Below are 17,616 nucleotides of genomic sequence, written 5' to 3' on the forward strand. Positions count from 1 at the left end.
GCAATATGCTGATCGGCATGACGAGTGAGCCGGAGCAGCAGATCGGAGTGGGGACGCCCGACGCGTTCCAGCGCCTGTGGACGCCCCACCGGATGGCGTATATCCAGGGTGAGAACAAGCCGACCGGTCCGGAGGCCGGCGACGGCTGTCCGTTCTGCGCGATCCCGCCGATGTCGGACGAGGACGGGCTCGTCGTCGCCCGTGGCGAGCAGGTCTACGCCGTACTGAACCTTTACCCGTACACCGGCGGGCACCTGATGGTGGTGCCGTACCGGCACGTCGCGGACTACACCGAGCTGGACGGTCCGGAGACGGCCGAGCTCGCTGATTTCACCAAGCGTGCGATGACCGCGCTGCGTGCCGCCTCCGGCGCGCACGGCTTCAACATCGGGATGAACCAGGGCGCGGTGGCCGGTGCCGGTATCGCCGCGCATCTGCACCAGCATCTGGTGCCCCGCTGGGGTGGTGACACCAACTTCATGCCGGTGGTGGGCCACACCAAGGTGCTGCCGCAGCTGCTGGCGGACACCCGGAAGATGCTGGCCGACGCCTGGCCGGTCTGATCTGCCTGACCGGGCTGATCCGGGTGGGGCGCTCCGGGGGAACCGGGGCGCCCCACCCGTGTGCTAAGCGTCGTACAGGTCGGCCTTGCGCGGCGAGGGGTCCTGGACCATTCCGCTCAGTATCGACGAGCGGTTGCCGAAGCGTTCGGTGTCGACGCCGTTCTCGTCGAGCACCTTGATGACGGCGCTGTGCACCACGCGCAGGACGGGGGTGGCCGCGCGCATCGCGTCGTCCGCCATGAAGCGGTGGCGCCACGGCTTCTCGGCCCAGGCGTGCCGCAGTCCGAAGGGTTCCGGCAGTGCGATCTTGCCGCCGAGGTAGTCGAGCAGCGGCGGGTACCAGGTGAACGGGGCGCGCAGGGCGAGCCGGACCACCTCGCTGGACTCGACCAGCGCCAGCGTGATGTCGCGGGTCTCCCAGAACTTGACGGTCTTGTTGACCGTCTTCTTCTTGGCGGCGGGCTTGCTGGTGAAGAGCGAGTGGACCGGGCCGAGGGCGTGCCCGGTGACCTCGATGCGCAGGGTCTCGAAGAGCACGGTGACGGTGATCATCATGGTGATGACCAGCTGGCCGTCCCAGAGGGTGAACTGGACGCCCAGATAGTGGCGGTCGCCGCCGCCGAACTGCTGGTGGTTGCAGATCCGCTGTATCTCGTGGGGCTTCACCTGGAAGGTGGCGACGTCCTCGCCCTCGGGGCGGGAGACCGAGTCGGCGTTCTCACCGACGGGCGACACGATCCAGTGGGTGACCGAGGGCTTGGGGAAGCCGCCGGTGTTCAGCGGGCCGCGCTCCAGCATCTTGAGCTGGTCGTGGATGACGCGGATCAGGTCCCAGCTGCGGAACTGGTGGAACTCCTTGCCGGGATCCTTGGCGACCAGATCCTCGGCGAGCTGCCAGCTGCCCCAGCGGGTGCCCATGCCGAGGATGCCCTTGGGGCCCGCGTAGAAGACGGAGTTGGACTGCTGCTCGGCCGAGAGCTTCTCCAGGCCCTGGCGGAGTGCCTCCCGGGCGGTCTCGCTCGGGTTCTTCGGCACGGCCTCGGGGATCTTGGCGATGACGCCGCCGCCGGAGAGGAGCCCTTCCCAGCGGACGCGCAGATCCTGGGCGGAGGTCTCCGCGATCCGCTTGGCGATCAGCCATCCGATGACGGGGGCGATGGCCGCCGCCCGTAGGTAGAGCCCCAGGAATCCGGTGAGGGGCATCTTGATCAGGAAGTACACGGCGGCGATCCCGATGACCGGCAACAGGATCATGCCCAGGGCGGAGAGCGCCTTGTCCTTGGTCTTGGCGAGGATGTCGCGCAGCCGGAAGGCGATGATCCACAGCAGCATTCCGGGCAGGAAGAGGAAGCCGAAGAGGGCGGTGACGGCGGTGAGTTTGGTGTCGCGCGCCTTGCGGAGCCGCGAGGCGGACAGGCAGTGCTCGACGACGGTCTGGGGATCGCTGCCGAAGGACTGGATGAGTGCTTTGCGGGCGCCGCCCAGCGTGCGTTCCTGAACGGCGCGGGAGAAGGCCTCGCCGAAGTTGGGCTTGAAGTAGTCGGACTTGAAGAACTTGGACCGGCCGGCCTTCACCTCTGACTTGTGCCACTCGCTGTTGGCTTTGAGGATCTCGTCCACCGGGGTGTCGCGGTACGCCGCGGAGGCGAGGGCGTTGGTCGCCACCGCCGCTCCCGCCGATCCCTGGAGTGGAATCTGCGCTCCGGGAGAGAAATCGAATCCGTCGTTGGCCACTGTCGCCCCCACTCGCCTGCCGAGAAACCGCTCCTGCGGCTGTTTCCCAACTGCCGTGCCCGGCACACTTTCTGAGCTGGAACCACAGGGTATCGTCCGGATCGATACGGTGTCCGGCCCTGTGGACAACCGTGGGGCGGGGGGAGCTACGTACCGTTCACGGTGTCGTCCCGCTGCCCGCGCATCCGGTCCGACAGGTGTGCGGGCATGGCCTCGTGGCGGGCGTACACACGGTCGAAGCGGCCGGTGCCGTGGGACAGGGAGCGCAGGTCGACCGTGTACCGGCCGATCTCCAGCTCCGGTACCTCCGCCCGGACGAGGGTGCGTCCGGGTCCGGACTGCTCGGTGCCGACCACCCGGCCGCGGCGGCCCGACAGATCGCTCATCACCGGGCCGACGCAGTCGTCGGGGACCAGGACGCTGATCTCCGCGACGGGTTCCAGCAGCTGGATGCGGGTGTCGGAGGCCGCCTCGCGCAGGGCCAGGCCGCCTGCGGTCTGGAAGGCGGCGTCGGAGGAGTCCACGGAGTGGGACTTGCCGTCGCGCAGGGTGACCCGCAGATCGACGAGTGGGTGCCCGGTGGCGATGCCCCGTGCGGCCTGTGCGCGGACGCCCTTCTCGACGGACGGGATGAACTGGCGCGGTACGGAGCCGCCGACCACCTTGTCGACGAACTCGATGCCGGACCCCGGCGGCAGGGGTTCCACGTCGATCTCGCAGATGGCGTACTGGCCGTGGCCGCCGGACTGCTTGACGTGCCGGCCGCGTCCGGTGGAGGGCCCCGCGAACGTCTCGCGCAGGGCGACGCGGTACGGGACGGCGTCGACCTGGACCGCGTACCGGCTGCGCAGCCGGTCCAGCGCCACGTCCAGCTGGGCTTCCCCGAGGCACCACAGGACCATCTGGTGGGTGTCCGGGTTCTGCTCCAGGAGCATCGTGGGGTCCTCGGCGACGAGCCGGGCCAGGCCCTCGGAGAGCTTGTCCTCGTCCACCTTGCCATGTGCCTCGATCGCGAGCGGCAGCAGCGGATCGGGCATCGTCCAGGGCTCCATCAGCAGGGGGCGGTCCGGGTCCGACAGCGTGTCGCCGGTCTCCGCGGTACCCAGCCGGGCGACGCAGGCGAGGTCTCCCGCGATGGCCTCGGTGAGAGGGCGCTGCTGCTTCCCGAACGGTGCGGAGAGCGCCCCGACGCGGGTCTCGGCCTCGTGGAAGGGGCGGTCCTCGCGGCCGGGGCCGGTGAGTCCGTGACCGAACACGTGCACGGTGGCGTCGGCGCGCAGGGTGCCGGAGAACACGCGCACCAGGGAGAGCCGCCCGACATAGGGGTCGGAGGACGTCTTCACAACCTCGGCCAGCAGCGGGCCCCCGGCGTCGCAGCCGAGGGCGGGCAGCGGGGCGCCGTGCAGCGTGGTGACGGCGGGCAGCGGGTGTTCGAGCGGGGTCGGGAAGCCGCCGGTGATCAGGTCGAGGAGTTCGACGGTGCCGATGCCCTGGCGGGCGCCCTCGGCGGCGGGGGCGGCGGCCAGGACGGGGTGGAAGGTGCCGCGTGCGACGGCGCGCTCCAGGTCGTCGACGAGTGTCCTGATGCCGATGTCCGCGCCGGCGAGGTAGCGGTCCATCAGGGTCTCGTCCTCGCCTTCGGCGATGATCCCTTCGATGAGCCGGTTGCGGGCGTCGGTGAGCGCGGCCCGCTGGTCCTCCTCCGGCGGGTTCTCCGCGCGTTCGCCGCCGGAGTAGTCGAGGACCCGCTGGGAGAGCAGCCCGGTCAGTCCGGTCAGCGGCGCGTGCCCGTCGGAGCCCTCGGGCCCCTGGACGGGCAGGTAGAGCGGGAGCACGGCGTCCGGGTCGTCTCCGCCGAACGTCTCGCCGCAGATCCGCGTCATGGCGTCGAACGGGGTGCGGGCCGTGTCGAGGTGGGTGACGACGATGGCGCGCGGCATGCCGACGGCGGCGCACCCTCCCGGACGGCGCGGGTGGCGCCGGCCACCGCGTCGGCCTCCTGGGCCGCGGAGACGACGAAGAGGGCCGCGTCCGCCGCCCGCAGACCGGCCCTCAGCTCCCCGACGAAATCCGCGTATCCCGGGGTGTCCAGCAGATTGATCTTGACCCCGTCCCATGTGACGGGGACCAGGGAGAGCTGTACGGAGCGTTGCGAACGGTGCTCGATTCCGTCGTGGTCGGAGACCGTACTGCCGTCCTCGACCCGGCCCGCCCGGTTGACCGCGCCCGCGGTCTGTGCGAGGGCCTCGACGAGGGTGGTCTTGCCGGAGCCGCTGTGGCCGACCAGTACCACGTTCCGGATGGAGGAGGGGTGGCCGGCCGTAGGTACTCCTCCGGCGGCCCCGGTGTGTGCGTGTGCCTTGTCGCCCATGGTGCGTGCCTCCCAGGTGATGGCGCGGGGCGGGAGAGCCGCCGAGCGCGGGATGGGGAGTGTGCACGGGCAGAGGGGAGCCGCCGCGGCGGCTTCGGCGACGCCCGCGGTACTTCCGAGCTTTCCACTGTGTCCCGGTCCCGTCCATACGTCGGATGCCGCTCCGCGACCGGGGCGGCCCGCGGGCGGGAGGCCGGGGGTGCGGGGGCGGTGGAGTGCGGCGGTCGTGACTACGATGGGTCAGCCGGTGGCCGATGGGGCCGCTCGGCCCACCGAACCCTCGGGAAGGCCATGCTGAACAAGTACGCGCGTGCATTCTTCACGCGTGTCCTCACACCGTTCGCCGCACTGCTGCTCCGTCTCGGCGTGAGCCCTGACGCGGTCACTCTGATCGGCACGGCCGGGGTGATGGCAGGTGCGCTGGTCTTCTTCCCGATGGGGGAGTTCTTCTGGGGCACGATCGTCATCACGATCTTCGTCTTCTCCGACCTCGTCGACGGGAACATGGCGCGGCAGGCCGGCATCTCCAGCCGGTGGGGCGCGTTCCTCGACTCGACGCTCGACCGGGTGGCCGACGGCGCGATCTTCGCCGGCTTCGCCCTCTGGTACGCGGGCAGCGGCGACGACAACGTCCTGTGCGCCGTCGCGATCTTCTGTCTCGCGAGCGGTCAGGTCGTCTCGTACACCAAGGCGCGCGGTGAGTCGATCGGTCTGCCGGTCGCGGTCAACGGGCTCGTGGAACGTGCGGAGCGGCTGGTGATCTCGCTGGTGGCGGCCGGTCTGGCGGGTCTGCACAACTTCGGGGTGCCCGGCATCCAGGTGCTCCTGCCGATCGCGCTGTGGATCGTCGCGGCGGGCAGCCTGGTGACGCTGGTGCAGCGCGTGGTGACGGTGCGCCGCGAGTCCGCGGCCGCCGACGCGGCCGGGAGCGAGGCCGCCTAGTGAGCCGCGCAACCGGGGAACCGAAGCCCGGCGCCGGGGAACGGATCAGCGACGCCCTGTACGGACTCGGCTGGACCGCGGTCAAGACGCTTCCGGAACCGGCCGCACGAGCCCTCTTCCGCACCATCGCCGACCAGGTCTGGAAGCGTCGCGGCAAGAGCGTGCTGCGGCTGGAGTCGAACCTGGCGCGGGTCGTGCCGGACGCGAGCCCCGCCCGCCTCGCCGCGCTGTCCAAGGCCGGGATGCGCTCGTACATGCGGTACTGGATGGAGTCGTTCCGGCTGCCCACCTGGAGCGCGCGGCGGATCAAGGACTCCATCGACGTGACGGACGCCCACCGGCTGACCGAGGGTCTCGACGCCGGCCGCGGCGTGATCCTCGCCCTGCCGCACCTGGGGAACTGGGACCTGGCGGGCGCCTGGGTCACCACGGATCTGAAGGTCCCGTTCACCACGGTCGCGGAACGGCTGAAGCCGGAGTCGCTGTACGACCGGTTCGTCGCGTACCGCGAAGGGCTGGGCATGGAGGTCCTGGCGCACAACGGCGGGACCGCCTTCGGCACGCTGGCCCAGCGGCTGCGGGCGGGCGGCCTCGTCTGCCTGGTCGCGGACCGCGATCTGTCGGCCTCCGGCGTCGAGGTCTCGTTCTTCGGTGACACGGCCCGGATGCCGGCCGGCCCGGCGCTGCTCGCCCAGCAGACCGGGGCGCTGCTGCTGCCGGTCACGCTCCACTACGACGACACGCCGGTGATGAAGGCGCGGATCCATCCGCCCGTCGAGGTTCCCGGCTCAGGCAACCGCGCGGAGAAGACGTCTGTGATGACACAGGCCCTGGCCGACGCGTTCGCCCTGGGCATCGCCGAGCACCCGGAGGACTGGCACATGCTGCAACGACTCTGGCTCGCCGACCTCGAACCCGTGGGAGACTAGGGCCTTGAAAATCGGCATCGTCTGCCCGTACTCCTGGGACGTACCGGGCGGCGTGCAGTTCCACATCCGCGATCTGGCCGAGCATCTGATCCGGCTCGGCCACCAGGTGTCCGTCCTCGCCCCGGCGGACGACGAGACGCCGCTTCCTCCGTACGTGGTCTCCGCGGGCCGGGCCGTGCCCGTCCGGTACAACGGCTCGGTGGCCCGGCTGAACTTCGGGTTCCTGTCCGCGGCGCGGGTGCGGCGCTGGCTGCACGACGGCACCTTCGACGTGATCCACATCCACGAGCCGACCTCGCCGTCGCTCGGCCTGCTGACCTGCTGGGCGGCGCAGGGGCCGATCGTCGCCACCTTCCACACGTCCAATCCGCGCTCCCGGGCGATGATCGCCGCGTACCCGATCCTGCAGCCGGCGCTGGAGAAGATCAGCGCACGCATCGCGGTCAGCGAGTACGCGCGCCGCACCCTGGTCGAACACCTGGGCGGCGACGCGGTGGTCATCCCCAACGGTGTCGACGTGGACGTCTTCGCCTCGGCCGAGCCCAGGCCCGAGTGGCAGGGCGGCACGATCGGCTTCATCGGGCGCATCGACGAGCCCCGCAAGGGCCTGCCCGTTCTGATGCGGGCGCTGCCCGCGATCCTTGAGGCGTGCCCGGACACCAGGCTGCTGGTGGCCGGTCGGGGCGACGAGGAGGAGGCCGTCGCCTCGCTGCCGAAGGAGATGCGCGAGCGCGTCGAGTTCCTCGGCATGGTCAGCGACGAGGACAAGGCGAGGCTGCTGCGCAGCGTCGACGTGTACGTCGCGCCCAACACCGGCGGCGAGAGCTTCGGCATCATCCTGGTGGAGGCCATGTCGGCGGGCGCACCGGTCCTGGCCAGCGACCTGGACGCGTTCGCACAGGTCCTGGACCTGGGAGCGGCCGGTGAACTGTTCGCCAACGAGGACGCCGACGCGCTGGCGGCCGCGGCGGTCCGGCTGCTGGGCGACCCGGAGCGGCGCGCGGAGCTGCGGGAGCGCGGCAGCGCACATGTGCGGCGCTTCGACTGGTCGACGGTGGGCGCGGACATCCTCGCGGTCTACGAGACGGTGGCGGACGGCGCGGCATCGGTGGACACGGACGAACGCACGGGGCTGCGGGCCAGGTTCGGGCTGGCGCGGGACCAGTGACCGACCCGCGGGATTGCCGGCCCGGCTGATCGCGGGCCGGACGGTGCCCGGTCACCGGTAGCCTTCGGCCCGTGACCGAATCCCTCATCTGGACCGTCGTCGTGCTCGTCGCGATCGGCCTCTACCTCAGCTGGACCGCCGGCCGGCTCGACCGCCTGCACACCCGTATCGACGCGGCCCGCGCCGCGCTCGACGCGCAACTGCTGCGCCGGGCCTCTGTCACCCAGGAACTCGCCACGTCCGGAGTCCTCGACCCGGCCGCGTCCATCGTCCTGTACGAGGCCGCGCACGCCGCCCGTCAGGCGGAGGAGGAGCACCGTGAGGTCGCCGAGAGCGAACTGAGCACCGCCCTGCGCGCGGTGTTCGGTGAGCCGGCGCAGGTGGCGGCGGTGAAGGAGATCCCGGGCGGCGAGGAGGCCGCGTCCGAACTGGCCGCCGCCGTCCGCCGGGTCCCGATGGCGCGCCGGTTCCACAACGACGCGGTGCGGGCCGCCCGCGCGCTGCGCCGCCACCGTACGGTGCGCTGGTTCCGGCTGGCCGGTCACGCCCCCTTTCCGCTCGCCTTCGAGATGGACGACGAGCCACCGGTCGCCCTCGCCGCCCGCCCGGTCAGCTGACACCCACTCAGGCCCCGCGCCTCGGCCGTCGGCGTGACCGTCGGCGGGGCCAAAACGATCCACCGGCCTGCTATTGGCCCTTGCTGTGGACCGGCTCCGGAGAGTTTGCTCAGCAGTGCGTCACCCCAGCACGCTCAGCACCCCTTCTCCCAGTGAGGTCGATCCGTGTCCACGCTTCCCACCACCCCGCAGTCCGCTGACTCCCCGGCGACCGGCACCGCCCGCGTCAAGCGCGGCATGGCCGAGCAGCTCAAGGGCGGCGTGATCATGGACGTCGTCAACGCCGAGCAGGCGAAGATCGCAGAGGACGCGGGCGCCGTGGCCGTCATGGCCCTGGAGCGGGTGCCGGCCGACATCCGCAAGGACGGCGGCGTGGCCCGGATGTCCGACCCGAACATGATCGAGGAGATCATCGAGGCCGTCTCCATCCCGGTCATGGCGAAGTCCCGCATCGGACACTTCGTCGAGGCCCAGGTGCTGCAGTCCCTCGGCGTCGACTACATCGACGAGTCCGAGGTGCTCACCCCGGCCGACGAGGTCAACCACAGCGACAAGTTCGCCTTCACCACCCCGTTCGTCTGCGGCGCCACCAACCTGGGCGAGGCCCTGCGCCGTATCGCGGAGGGCGCGGCGATGATCCGCTCCAAGGGCGAGGCCGGCACCGGCAACGTCGTCGAGGCGGTGCGCCACCTGCGCCAGATCAAGAACGAGATCGCCCGGCTGCGCGGCTACGACAACAACGAGCTGTACGCCGCCGCCAAGGACCTCCGCGCCCCGTACGAGCTGGTCAAGGAGGTCGCGGAGCTCGGCAAGCTGCCCGTCGTCCTGTTCTCCGCGGGCGGCGTCGCCACCCCCGCCGACGCCGCGCTGATGCGCCAGCTGGGCGCCGAGGGCGTCTTCGTCGGCTCCGGCATCTTCAAGTCCGGCGACCCGGCCAGGCGCGCCGCCGCCATCGTGAAGGCCACCACGTTCTTCGACGACCCGAAGATCATCGCAGATGCCTCCCGCAACCTGGGGGAGGCCATGGTCGGCATCAACTGCGACACGCTGCCCGAGACCGAGCGCTACGCCAACCGCGGCTGGTAGTCACTGATGAGCGACACCCCTGTGATCGGAGTCCTGGCTCTCCAGGGCGACGTACGGGAACACCTGATCGCCCTGGCCTCGGCGGACGCCCTGGCCAGGCCGGTCCGGCGGCCCGAGGAACTCGCCGAGGTCGACGGACTGGTCGTCCCCGGCGGCGAGTCCACCACGATGTCCAAACTGGCCGCCCTGTTCGGGATGCTGGAACCACTGCGCGAGCGGGTCGCCGCGGGGATGCCGGTCTACGGCACCTGCGCCGGAATGATCCTGCTCGCGGACAAGATCCTCGATCCGCGCTCCGGCCAGGAGACCATCGGCGGCATCGACATGATCGTGCGCCGTAACGCTTTCGGGCGGCAGAACGAGTCTTTCGAGGCGGCCGTGGATGTCGCCGGGATCGACGGCGGACCGGTCGAGGGCGTCTTCATCCGGGCCCCCTGGGTCGAGTCCGTAGGGGCGCGGGCCCAGGTCGTCGCGGAGCACGGCGGCCATATCGTGGGGGTACGGCAGGGAAACGCCCTCGCCACGTCATTCCATCCGGAACTGACCGGTGACCACCGGCTCCACGCGTACTTCGTCGACATGGTGCGCGCATCGGGCTGACTCGATCCCGGTAGGATCTCTCGGGTTCGTACGGAATTTGGTGACGCGAAGGAGAAGGCAGATGTCCGGCCACTCTAAATGGGCTACGACGAAGCACAAGAAGGCCGTGATTGACGCCAAGCGCGGCAAGCTCTTCGCGAAGCTGATCAAGAACATCGAGGTCGCGGCCCGCACCGGCGGTGTGGACCCCGAGGGCAACCCGACCCTTGTGGACGCGATCCAGAAGGCGAAGAAGAGCTCGGTCCCGAACAAGAACATCGACTCCGCGGTCAAGCGCGGTGGCGGTCTCGAAGCGGGCGGCGTCGACTATCAGACGATCATGTACGAGGGTTACGGTCCGAACGGCGTCGCGGTGCTCATCGAGTGCCTCACCGACAACCGCAACCGTGCCGCCTCCGACGTGCGCGTCGCCATGACGCGCAACGGCGGCTCGATGGCCGACCCGGGCTCTGTCTCGTACCTGTTCAATCGCAAGGGCGTCGTGATCGTCCCCAAGGGCGAGCTGTCCGAGGACGACGTGCTGGGCGCGGTCCTCGACGCGGGCGCCGAGGAGGTCAACGACCTCGGTGAGACGTACGAGGTCGTCAGCGAGGCCACCGACATGGTCGCGGTCCGCACCGCGCTCCAGGAGGCGGGCATCGACTACGACTCGGCCGAGGCCAACTTCCTGCCCACCATGCAGGTCGACCTCGACGAGGAGGGCGCCCGCAAGATCTTCAAGCTGATCGACGCGCTGGAGGACAGCGACGACGTGCAGAACGTCTTCGCCAACTTCGACGTCTCGGACGAGGTCATGGAGAAGGTCGACGCCTGACCGGCGCGGCTTCGCGGACGGGCCGACGGGGGACACACCCCGTCGGCCCGTCGCATTGTCAGTGCGAGCCGATAGCCTGCCAGAACAGTTGACCGATCGGCAGGGAGGGGGCGACCCGTGCGGGTACTCGGTGTGGACCCCGGGCTGACCCGGTGCGGTGTCGGAGTCGTCGAAGGAGTCGCGGGCCGTCCGCTGACCATGCTCGGTGTCGGAGTCGTGCGCACCGCGGCCGACGCGGAGCTCGGACACCGGCTGGTGGCCATCGAGCGCGGCATCGAGGAGTGGCTCGACGAGCACCGCCCCGAATACGTCGCCGTCGAGCGGGTGTTCGCCCAGCACAACGTCCGTACGGTGATGGGCACGGCCCAGGCCAGCGCGGTCGCGATGCTCTGCGCGTCCCGTCGGGGCATCCCGGTGGCCCTGCACACGCCGAGCGAGGTCAAGGCCGCCGTCACCGGCGGCGGCCGCGCGGACAAGGCCCAGGTCGGGGCCATGGTCACCCGGCTCCTGCGGCTGGACGCCCCGCCGAAACCGGCCGACGCGGCCGACGCGCTGGCCCTCGCCATCTGCCACATCTGGCGCGCCCCGGCCGTCAACCGCCTCCAGCAGGCGCACGCGGCAGCGGCCGTGGCCCGTATCCCGCGCGTTCCGCGCACCGCAGCAGCTCCCGTCCGGAAGGTCCCCCGATGATCGCCTTCATCACCGGCCCCGTGGCCGCGATCGCCCCCACCACGGCCGTGATCGAGGTCGGCGGCATCGGCATGGCCGTCCAGTGCGCACCGAACACCCTCGCCGCTCTCCGGATCGGCAAGGAGGCCAGGCTCGCCACCTCCCTCGTCGTACGGGAGGACTCACTGACGCTCTACGGCTTCGCCGACGACGACGAGCGCCAGACCTTCGAGCTGCTCCAGACCGCCAGTGGAGTCGGCCCCCGGCTCGCCCAGGCCATGCTCGCCACGCACAGCCCGGACGCCCTGCGCATCGCCGTGTCCACCGGTGACGAGAAGGCGCTCACCGCGGTCTCCGGCATCGGCAAGAAGGGCGCGCAGAAGCTCCTGCTCGAACTCAAGGACAGACTCGGGGAGCCGGTCGGCGCCCACATCGGCCAGCAGGGCATCGGCACCGCGGTCTCCTCCTCCTGGCGGGACCAGCTGCAGGCCGCCCTGATCGGCCTCGGCTACGCCACCCGCGAGGCCGGCGAAGCGGTCTCCGCCGTGGCCCCGCAGGCGGAGGCGGCTCTCGCGGAGGGCGCCCAGCCGCCGGTGCCGCAGCTGCTGCGCGCCGCCCTGCAGACCCTCAACCGCACGCGCTGAGCGGACCCCGAGGGCACCTTCGCCACCCCGGCCCGTGCACCGCGCGGCCCAGCACAGAGACACCCGAGGCGGGACTGACGAGATGAACTGGGACGAGACCGGACCCGACACCGACGAGCTGCTCGACGAGCGCCTCGTCGACGCCGGAGCGGACGGCGAGGACACCGCCGTGGAGGCGGCACTGCGCCCCAAGGACCTCGACGAGTTCGTCGGCCAGGAGACGGTGCGCGAACAGCTCGACCTGGTCCTCAAGGCGGCCCGCGCCCGCGGCGCCACCGCCGACCACGTACTGCTCTCCGGCGCCCCCGGCCTGGGCAAGACCACCCTCTCCATGATCATCGCCGCCGAGATGGGCGCACCGATCCGGATCACCTCGGGGCCCGCCATCCAGCACGCGGGCGACCTCGCGGCGATCCTGTCCTCCCTCCAGGAGGGCGAGGTCCTCTTCCTCGACGAGATCCACCGCATGTCCCGGCCCGCCGAGGAGATGCTCTACATGGCGATGGAGGACTTCCGGGTCGACGTGATCGTCGGCAAGGGGCCGGGTGCCACCGCCATCCCGCTGGAGCTGCCGCCCTTCACCCTGGTCGGCGCCACCACCAGGGCCGGACTCCTGCCGCCCCCGCTGCGCGACCGCTTCGGCTTCACCGGGCACATGGAGTTCTACACGCCGGTCGAACTGGAAAGGGTGATTCATCGCTCGGCCCGGCTCCTCGACGTCGAGATGGACGCCGAGGGGGCCGCGGAGATCGCCGGCCGCTCCCGGGGCACGCCCCGGATCGCCAACCGGCTGCTGCGCCGCGTCCGGGACTACGCCCAGGTCAAGGCCGACGGCCGGATCGACCGGGACATCGCCGGAGCCGCCCTCCAGGTGTACGAGGTCGACGCCCGCGGGCTCGACCGGCTGGACCGGGCGGTGCTCGGCGCCCTGATGAAGCTCTTCGGCGGCGGTCCCGTCGGCCTTTCCACGCTCGCGGTCGCCGTGGGGGAGGAGCGCGAGACGGTCGAGGAGGTCGCCGAGCCCTTCCTGGTGCGCGAGGGACTGCTGGCCAGGACGCCGCGGGGCCGGGTCGCCACACCGGCTGCCTGGGCCCACCTCGGGCTGGTTCCGCCGCAGCAGGGCGGAAAGGGACAACAGGGCCTGTTCGGGGCGTGATGAGTCACAGGTTGGCCCGCAGCGGAACCCGGGTGCCATGCTGGGCGTTGTTCCATCGATGCGGACTCGCTTAGACTCCGCCGATGCCGCCCTTAAAGGTCGGTGTACCCACCCCCGTAGACCAGGCCGCTTTCCAGTGCGGTCGTGCGAAGGAAACTCGTCCCGTGAATCCCGTGACTCTCCTCCCCTTCATCGTGCTCATCGGGGCCATGTTCCTGATGACGCGGTCCGCCAAGAAGAAGCAGGCGGCGGCTGCGAACATGCGCAATGAAATGCAGCCCGGTACCGGCGTCCGGACGATCGGGGGCATGTACGCCACCGTCAAGGAGCTTCACGACGACTCGGTCCTCCTTGAGATCGCTCCCGGCGTCCACGCCGTCTACGCCAAGAACGCCATCGGTGCCGTCCTCGACGATGCGGAGTACAACCGCATCGTCCACGGTGACGAGGAGGAGGAGCTCGACGTCGACGGCGCGGTCGTTCCCGACGACGCCTCCTCGCTGACCGAGCTCGACGCCGCCGACACGGACGCCGACGACGACGCGAAGATCGACCTCGGCAAGAAGGCCGAGGCGGACGACGCGGAGCCGGCCGACAAGAAGTCCGACGGCAAGTCCGACGGCAAGTCCGACGGCGAGGCCGACGCGAAGTAGCACACGACCCGGGGATGCCGTGAGCCCACAGGCATCCGGCTGTCCCCGGACCGTGCGGTCTTCTGCGGGGCGGGTCCCCACTACACTTCGTGGCCGCTTGGGCGCGTACCGGCGCGGGGCGGTTGGACAGGGAGAAACGAGAAGGTGGCAGCACCGAAGAAGGGCCGACGGCCGGCCGGCGGTCAGGGCAGGCCGGGGCGATCCCTGGCTCTGATCCTGATCGCCATGGTCGCGCTCACCGGCGGGATGTTCCTGGCCGATCAGCCGACGCCGCGACTCGGCATCGACCTGGCGGGTGGCACGTCCATCACGCTTGAGGCGAAGGCCGAGCCCGGCCAGGAGTCGGCGATCAACAAGACCAACATGGACACGGCGGTCCAGATCATGGAACGCCGCGTCAACGGTCTTGGCGTCTCCGAGGCAGAGGTCCAGACGCAGGGCAAGAGCAACATCATCGTCAACATCCCCAAGGGCACGAACTCCGCCCAGGCCCGGCAGCAGGTCGGTACGACGGCCAAGCTGTACTTCCGGCCGGTGCTGACCGCCGCCGCGGGAACGCCCACCCCTGAGCCCAGCGCCTCGCCCTCCGGCAAGGGCAGCCCGTCCCCGTCGCCTAGCTCCTCCGACAAGGCGACGAGCCCGTCCACGAAGCCGAGCGCGAGTGCCACCACCCAGGGCCGTGCGGTCACCGGCGCCCTGAAGGCCGACTCCACGCCCACCCCGAAGGCCAGCGAGACCCCGAAGGCCGACGGCACGCCGACGCCCTCCGCCGAGGAGCAGGCGGCCGCCGCCAAGCTGCAGAAGCAGTTCGAGGCGCTCGACTGCTCCACCAAGGCCGGCCGGTCCAAGGCGGCCCAGGGCACCAAGGCCACCGACACGGTGGTCGCGTGCGAGCAGGACGGCTCCGCCAAGTACGTCCTCGGCCCGGCCGAGGTCGACGGCACGGACGTCGACAGCGCGAAGGCCGCGATCAACCAGCAGTCCGGCGCGTGGATCGTCCAGATGGAGTTCACCGGCGGCGGCGCCAAGAAGTTCCAGAAGACCACCGGCAAGCTGGCCCAGCAGCAGTCGCCGCAGAACCAGTTCGCCATCGCGCTCGACGGCGAAGTGGTCTCGGCACCCTCCGTGAAGGAGGCGCTGAGCGCCAACGCCGAGATCTCCGGCAGCTTCACCCAGCAGTCCGCGGAGGACCTGGCCAACGTGCTCTCCTACGGTGCGCTGCCGCTCTCCTTCCAGGAGCAGAGCGTCACCACGGTCACCGCCGCACTCGGCGGTGAGCAGCTCAAGGCGGGCCTGATCGCCGGTGCCATCGGCCTGGCCCTGGTCGTCATCTACCTGGTGGCCTACTACCGCGGACTGGCGCTCATCGCGCTCCTCAGCCTGCTGGTCTCCGGCATCCTCACGTACACGATCATGTCGCTGCTCGGCCCGGCCATCGGATTCGCGCTGAACCTGCCCGCTGTCTGCGGCGCCATCGTGGCGATCGGAATCACCGCGGACTCGTTCATCGTGTACTTCGAACGCATCCGTGACGAGATCCGCGAGGGCCGCACGCTGCGTCCCGCCGTCGAGCGGGCCTGGCCGCGCGCCCGGCGCACCATCCTGGTCTCCGACTTCGTGTCGTTCCTGGCCGCGGCGGTGCTGTTCGTCGTCACCGTCGGAAAGGTCCAGGGCTTCGCGTTCACGCTGGGTCTCACCACCCTGCTCGACGTGGTCGTGGTGTTCCTCTTCACCAAGCCCGTCATGACGCTGATGGCCCGCAAGAAGTTCTTCGCGAGCGGTCACCCGTGGTCCGGTCTGGACCCGAAGCGGCTCGGCGCCAAGCCGCCGCTGCGCCGTTCACGCCGTGTCAACGCCCCCACCGACCCGAAGGAGGCGTGAGATGTCGCGACTCGGCAATCTCGGCGCCCGTCTCTACCGCGGCGAGGTCGGCTACGACTTCATCGGCAACCGCAAGATCTGGTACGGCATCTCGATCCTGATCACCATCACGGCCATTGTCGGCCTGGCGGTCAGCGGCCTGAACATGGGCATCGAGTTCAAGGGCGGCGCCGTCTTCACCACACCGAAGACGAGCGTCTCCGTCGAGAAGGCGGAAGACCTGGCGTCGACGTCCTCCGGCCACCAGGCCATCGTCCAGAAGCTGGGCAACGGCGGCCTGCGCATCCAGATCACCGAGGTGGACACCTCGAAGTCGGACGCGATCAAGGGTGACCTCTCCAAGGGCCTCAGCGTCCCGGAGGAGAAGATCGCCGCCGACCTGGTCGGCCCCAGCTGGGGTGAGCAGATCGCCAACAAGGCGTGGACCGGCCTCGGCGTCTTCATGGTCCTCGTCGTGATCTATCTGGCCATCGCCTTCGAATGGCGCATGGCCATCGCGGCCCTGGTCGCGCTGATCCACGACATCACCATCACGGTCGGCATCTACGCCCTGGTCGGCTTCGAGGTCACCCCGGGCACCGTGATCGGTCTGCTGACGATCCTCGGTTACTCCCTCTACGACACGGTCGTCGTCTTCGACAGCCTCAAGGAGGGCACGAAGGGGATCACCAAGCAGACCCGGTGGACGTACAGCGAGATCGCCAACCGCTCGATCAACGGCACGCTGGTCCGCTCGATCAACACCACGGTCGTCGCCCTGCTGCCGGTCGCCGGTCTGCTGTTCATCGGTGGCGGTGTCCTCGGCGCCGGCATGCTGAACGACATCTCCCTGGCACTCTTCGTCGGCCTCGCCGCCGGTGCGTACTCCTCGATCTTCATCGCCACTCCGCTCGTCGCCGACCTCAAGGAACGCGAACCGCAGATGAAGGCCCTGAAGAAGCGGGTCCTCGCCAAGCGCGCGGCGGCCGCCGCCAAGGGCGAGCTCTCCGAGGCCGAGCAGTCCGACCGGGCCGAGCGGGGCATCACCCAGGACGCCGAAGAGGACGCCGCACCCGCCGGGGCCGTCGTCGGACAGCGCCAGGAGCCCCCCAGGGGCCACGGCCGCACCCCGGGGAAGCGCCGATGACCAGCGGCACCACCGCGAGCACGAGGGACCTCCTGCTCAGCCGGATCCGTGACGTGGCCGACTACCCGAAGCCGGGGGTGATGTTCAAGGACATCACCCCGCTGCTAGCGGACCCGGTGGCCTTCACCGCGCTCACCGAAGCGCTGGCGGAGCTGTGCGTACGGCACGGCGCCACGAAGATCGTCGGTCTGGAGGCCCGCGGCTTCATCCTGGCCGCACCGGTCGCGGTACGGGCCGGCCTCGGCTTCGTCCCGGTCCGCAAGGCCGGCAAGCTGCCCGGTGCCACGCTCGCCCAGACGTACGAGCTGGAGTACGGCAGCGCGGAGATCGAGATCCACGCGGAGGACCTGTCCGCAGAGGACCGGGTCATGGTCATCGACGACGTGCTGGCCACCGGTGGCACCGCCGCCGCCTCGCTGGAGCTCATCCGGCGGGCCGGGGCCGGCGTCGCGGGCGTCGCCGTCCTCATGGAGCTGGGATTCCTGGCCGGCCGGGCGCGCGTCGAGGAGAGCCTGCAGGGCGCTCCGCTGGACGCCCTGATCACGGTCTGAACCCCCTGCGGGCCGCACGCGGCACCGCATGACAGGTACCGAAGCGGGCACCCGGGAACAACCGGGTGCCCGCTTCGCGTTGTGCGGGCTCTCACGGTCCCCGGGGGAGGAG

At 70.5% G+C, this 17,616-nt stretch carries 16 protein-coding genes and 1 pseudogene; 15 read left to right on the forward strand and 2 right to left on the reverse strand.

What is annotated here, in order from left to right:
- Positions 1–5: 5 nt before the first annotated feature.
- The gene (locus tag RLT59_RS32795; RefSeq protein WP_311306748.1) at positions 6–563 is read left to right on the forward strand and encodes an HIT family protein; all 558 of its coding nucleotides are present in this window, start codon (positions 6–8) and stop codon (positions 561–563) included.
- Positions 564–626: 63 nt separating this feature from the next.
- Here RLT59_RS32795 and RLT59_RS32800 read toward each other — a convergent pair whose 3' ends face one another.
- Positions 627–2,297, reverse strand: a complete 1,671-nt coding sequence (locus tag RLT59_RS32800; protein WP_311306749.1) for an AbeC-like domain-containing protein — start codon at positions 2,295–2,297, stop codon at positions 627–629.
- 146 nt (positions 2,298–2,443) lie between these two features.
- Positions 2,444–4,668: pseudogene (locus RLT59_RS32805) on the reverse strand (elongation factor G-like protein EF-G2).
- 291 nt (positions 4,669–4,959) lie between these two features.
- On the opposite strand from RLT59_RS32805, the gene pgsA reads away from it, so the two are divergent.
- From pgsA to RLT59_RS32875, 14 genes are all read left to right on the forward strand, one after another.
- Entirely contained in the window at positions 4,960–5,610 is a 651-nt protein-coding gene (gene pgsA / locus RLT59_RS32810; RefSeq protein WP_311306750.1) for a phosphatidylinositol phosphate synthase, read from the forward strand.
- A complete protein-coding gene (locus RLT59_RS32815) occupies positions 5,610–6,539 on the forward strand; it encodes a phosphatidylinositol mannoside acyltransferase (protein WP_311306751.1) in 930 nt (309 codons plus the stop codon). Before pgsA ends, RLT59_RS32815 begins: the two co-directional genes overlap by 1 nt.
- A 4-nt stretch (positions 6,540–6,543) precedes the next feature.
- Entirely contained in the window at positions 6,544–7,707 is a 1,164-nt protein-coding gene (locus tag RLT59_RS32820; protein WP_311306752.1) for a glycosyltransferase family 4 protein, read from the forward strand.
- A gap of 71 nt (positions 7,708–7,778) precedes the next feature.
- Entirely contained in the window at positions 7,779–8,324 is a 546-nt protein-coding gene (locus RLT59_RS32825; RefSeq protein ID WP_311306753.1) for a hypothetical protein, read from the forward strand.
- 165 nt (positions 8,325–8,489) lie between these two features.
- On the forward strand, positions 8,490–9,410 hold the full coding sequence (gene pdxS, locus RLT59_RS32830) for a pyridoxal 5'-phosphate synthase lyase subunit PdxS (protein ID WP_311306754.1): 921 nt from the start codon (positions 8,490–8,492) through the stop codon (positions 9,408–9,410).
- Positions 9,411–9,416: 6 nt separating this feature from the next.
- On the forward strand, positions 9,417–10,010 hold the full coding sequence (pdxT, locus tag RLT59_RS32835; protein ID WP_311306755.1) for a pyridoxal 5'-phosphate synthase glutaminase subunit PdxT: 594 nt from the start codon (positions 9,417–9,419) through the stop codon (positions 10,008–10,010).
- 61 nt (positions 10,011–10,071) lie between these two features.
- Positions 10,072–10,824 (forward strand): YebC/PmpR family DNA-binding transcriptional regulator, encoded by a 753-nt coding sequence (locus RLT59_RS32840; protein WP_024492903.1) that lies wholly within the window; start codon positions 10,072–10,074, stop codon positions 10,822–10,824.
- Positions 10,825–10,941: 117 nt separating this feature from the next.
- Positions 10,942–11,514, forward strand: coding sequence for a crossover junction endodeoxyribonuclease RuvC (gene ruvC / locus RLT59_RS32845; RefSeq protein WP_311306756.1), 573 nt, complete (start codon positions 10,942–10,944; stop codon positions 11,512–11,514).
- A complete protein-coding gene (gene ruvA, locus RLT59_RS32850) occupies positions 11,511–12,137 on the forward strand; it encodes a Holliday junction branch migration protein RuvA (RefSeq protein ID WP_311306757.1) in 627 nt (208 codons plus the stop codon). The genes ruvC and ruvA overlap by 4 nt, the downstream gene beginning before the upstream one ends.
- Before the next feature lie 82 nt (positions 12,138–12,219).
- The gene (ruvB, locus tag RLT59_RS32855; protein ID WP_311306758.1) at positions 12,220–13,293 is read left to right on the forward strand and encodes a Holliday junction branch migration DNA helicase RuvB; all 1,074 of its coding nucleotides are present in this window, start codon (positions 12,220–12,222) and stop codon (positions 13,291–13,293) included.
- Between the two features lie 164 nt (positions 13,294–13,457).
- Positions 13,458–13,946, forward strand: coding sequence for a preprotein translocase subunit YajC (gene yajC, locus RLT59_RS32860; protein ID WP_311306759.1), 489 nt, complete (start codon positions 13,458–13,460; stop codon positions 13,944–13,946).
- A gap of 144 nt (positions 13,947–14,090) precedes the next feature.
- The gene (gene secD / locus RLT59_RS32865; RefSeq protein WP_311306760.1) at positions 14,091–15,827 is read left to right on the forward strand and encodes a protein translocase subunit SecD; all 1,737 of its coding nucleotides are present in this window, start codon (positions 14,091–14,093) and stop codon (positions 15,825–15,827) included.
- 1 nt (position 15,828) lies between these two features.
- On the forward strand, positions 15,829–16,953 hold the full coding sequence (secF, locus tag RLT59_RS32870; RefSeq protein ID WP_311306761.1) for a protein translocase subunit SecF: 1,125 nt from the start codon (positions 15,829–15,831) through the stop codon (positions 16,951–16,953).
- Positions 16,950–17,504 carry an adenine phosphoribosyltransferase gene (locus tag RLT59_RS32875; RefSeq protein ID WP_311306762.1) on the forward strand — a complete coding sequence of 185 codons (555 nt, stop codon included), beginning with the start codon at positions 16,950–16,952 and terminating at the stop codon, positions 17,502–17,504. Before secF ends, RLT59_RS32875 begins: the two co-directional genes overlap by 4 nt.
- The last annotated feature ends 112 nt before the right edge of the window (positions 17,505–17,616 follow it).

The sequence above is a fragment of the Streptomyces sp. ITFR-6 genome (assembly GCF_031844725.1).
GTDB lineage: Bacteria > Actinomycetota > Actinomycetes > Streptomycetales > Streptomycetaceae > Streptomyces.

Coding starts and splice junctions, on each gene's coding strand:
- RLT59_RS32795 (WP_311306748.1), top strand. CDS start 6: ATGCTGATCGGCATGACGAGTGAGCCGGAGCAGCAGATCGGAGTGGGG.
- pgsA (WP_311306750.1), top strand. CDS start 4,960: ATGCTGAACAAGTACGCGCGTGCATTCTTCACGCGTGTCCTCACACCG.
- pdxT (WP_311306755.1), top strand. CDS start 9,417: ATGAGCGACACCCCTGTGATCGGAGTCCTGGCTCTCCAGGGCGACGTA.
- RLT59_RS32840 (WP_024492903.1), top strand. CDS start 10,072: ATGTCCGGCCACTCTAAATGGGCTACGACGAAGCACAAGAAGGCCGTG.
- ruvA (WP_311306757.1), top strand. CDS start 11,511: ATGATCGCCTTCATCACCGGCCCCGTGGCCGCGATCGCCCCCACCACG.
- ruvB (WP_311306758.1), top strand. CDS start 12,220: ATGAACTGGGACGAGACCGGACCCGACACCGACGAGCTGCTCGACGAG.
- secF (WP_311306761.1), top strand. CDS start 15,829: ATGTCGCGACTCGGCAATCTCGGCGCCCGTCTCTACCGCGGCGAGGTC.
- RLT59_RS32875 (WP_311306762.1), top strand. CDS start 16,950: ATGACCAGCGGCACCACCGCGAGCACGAGGGACCTCCTGCTCAGCCGG.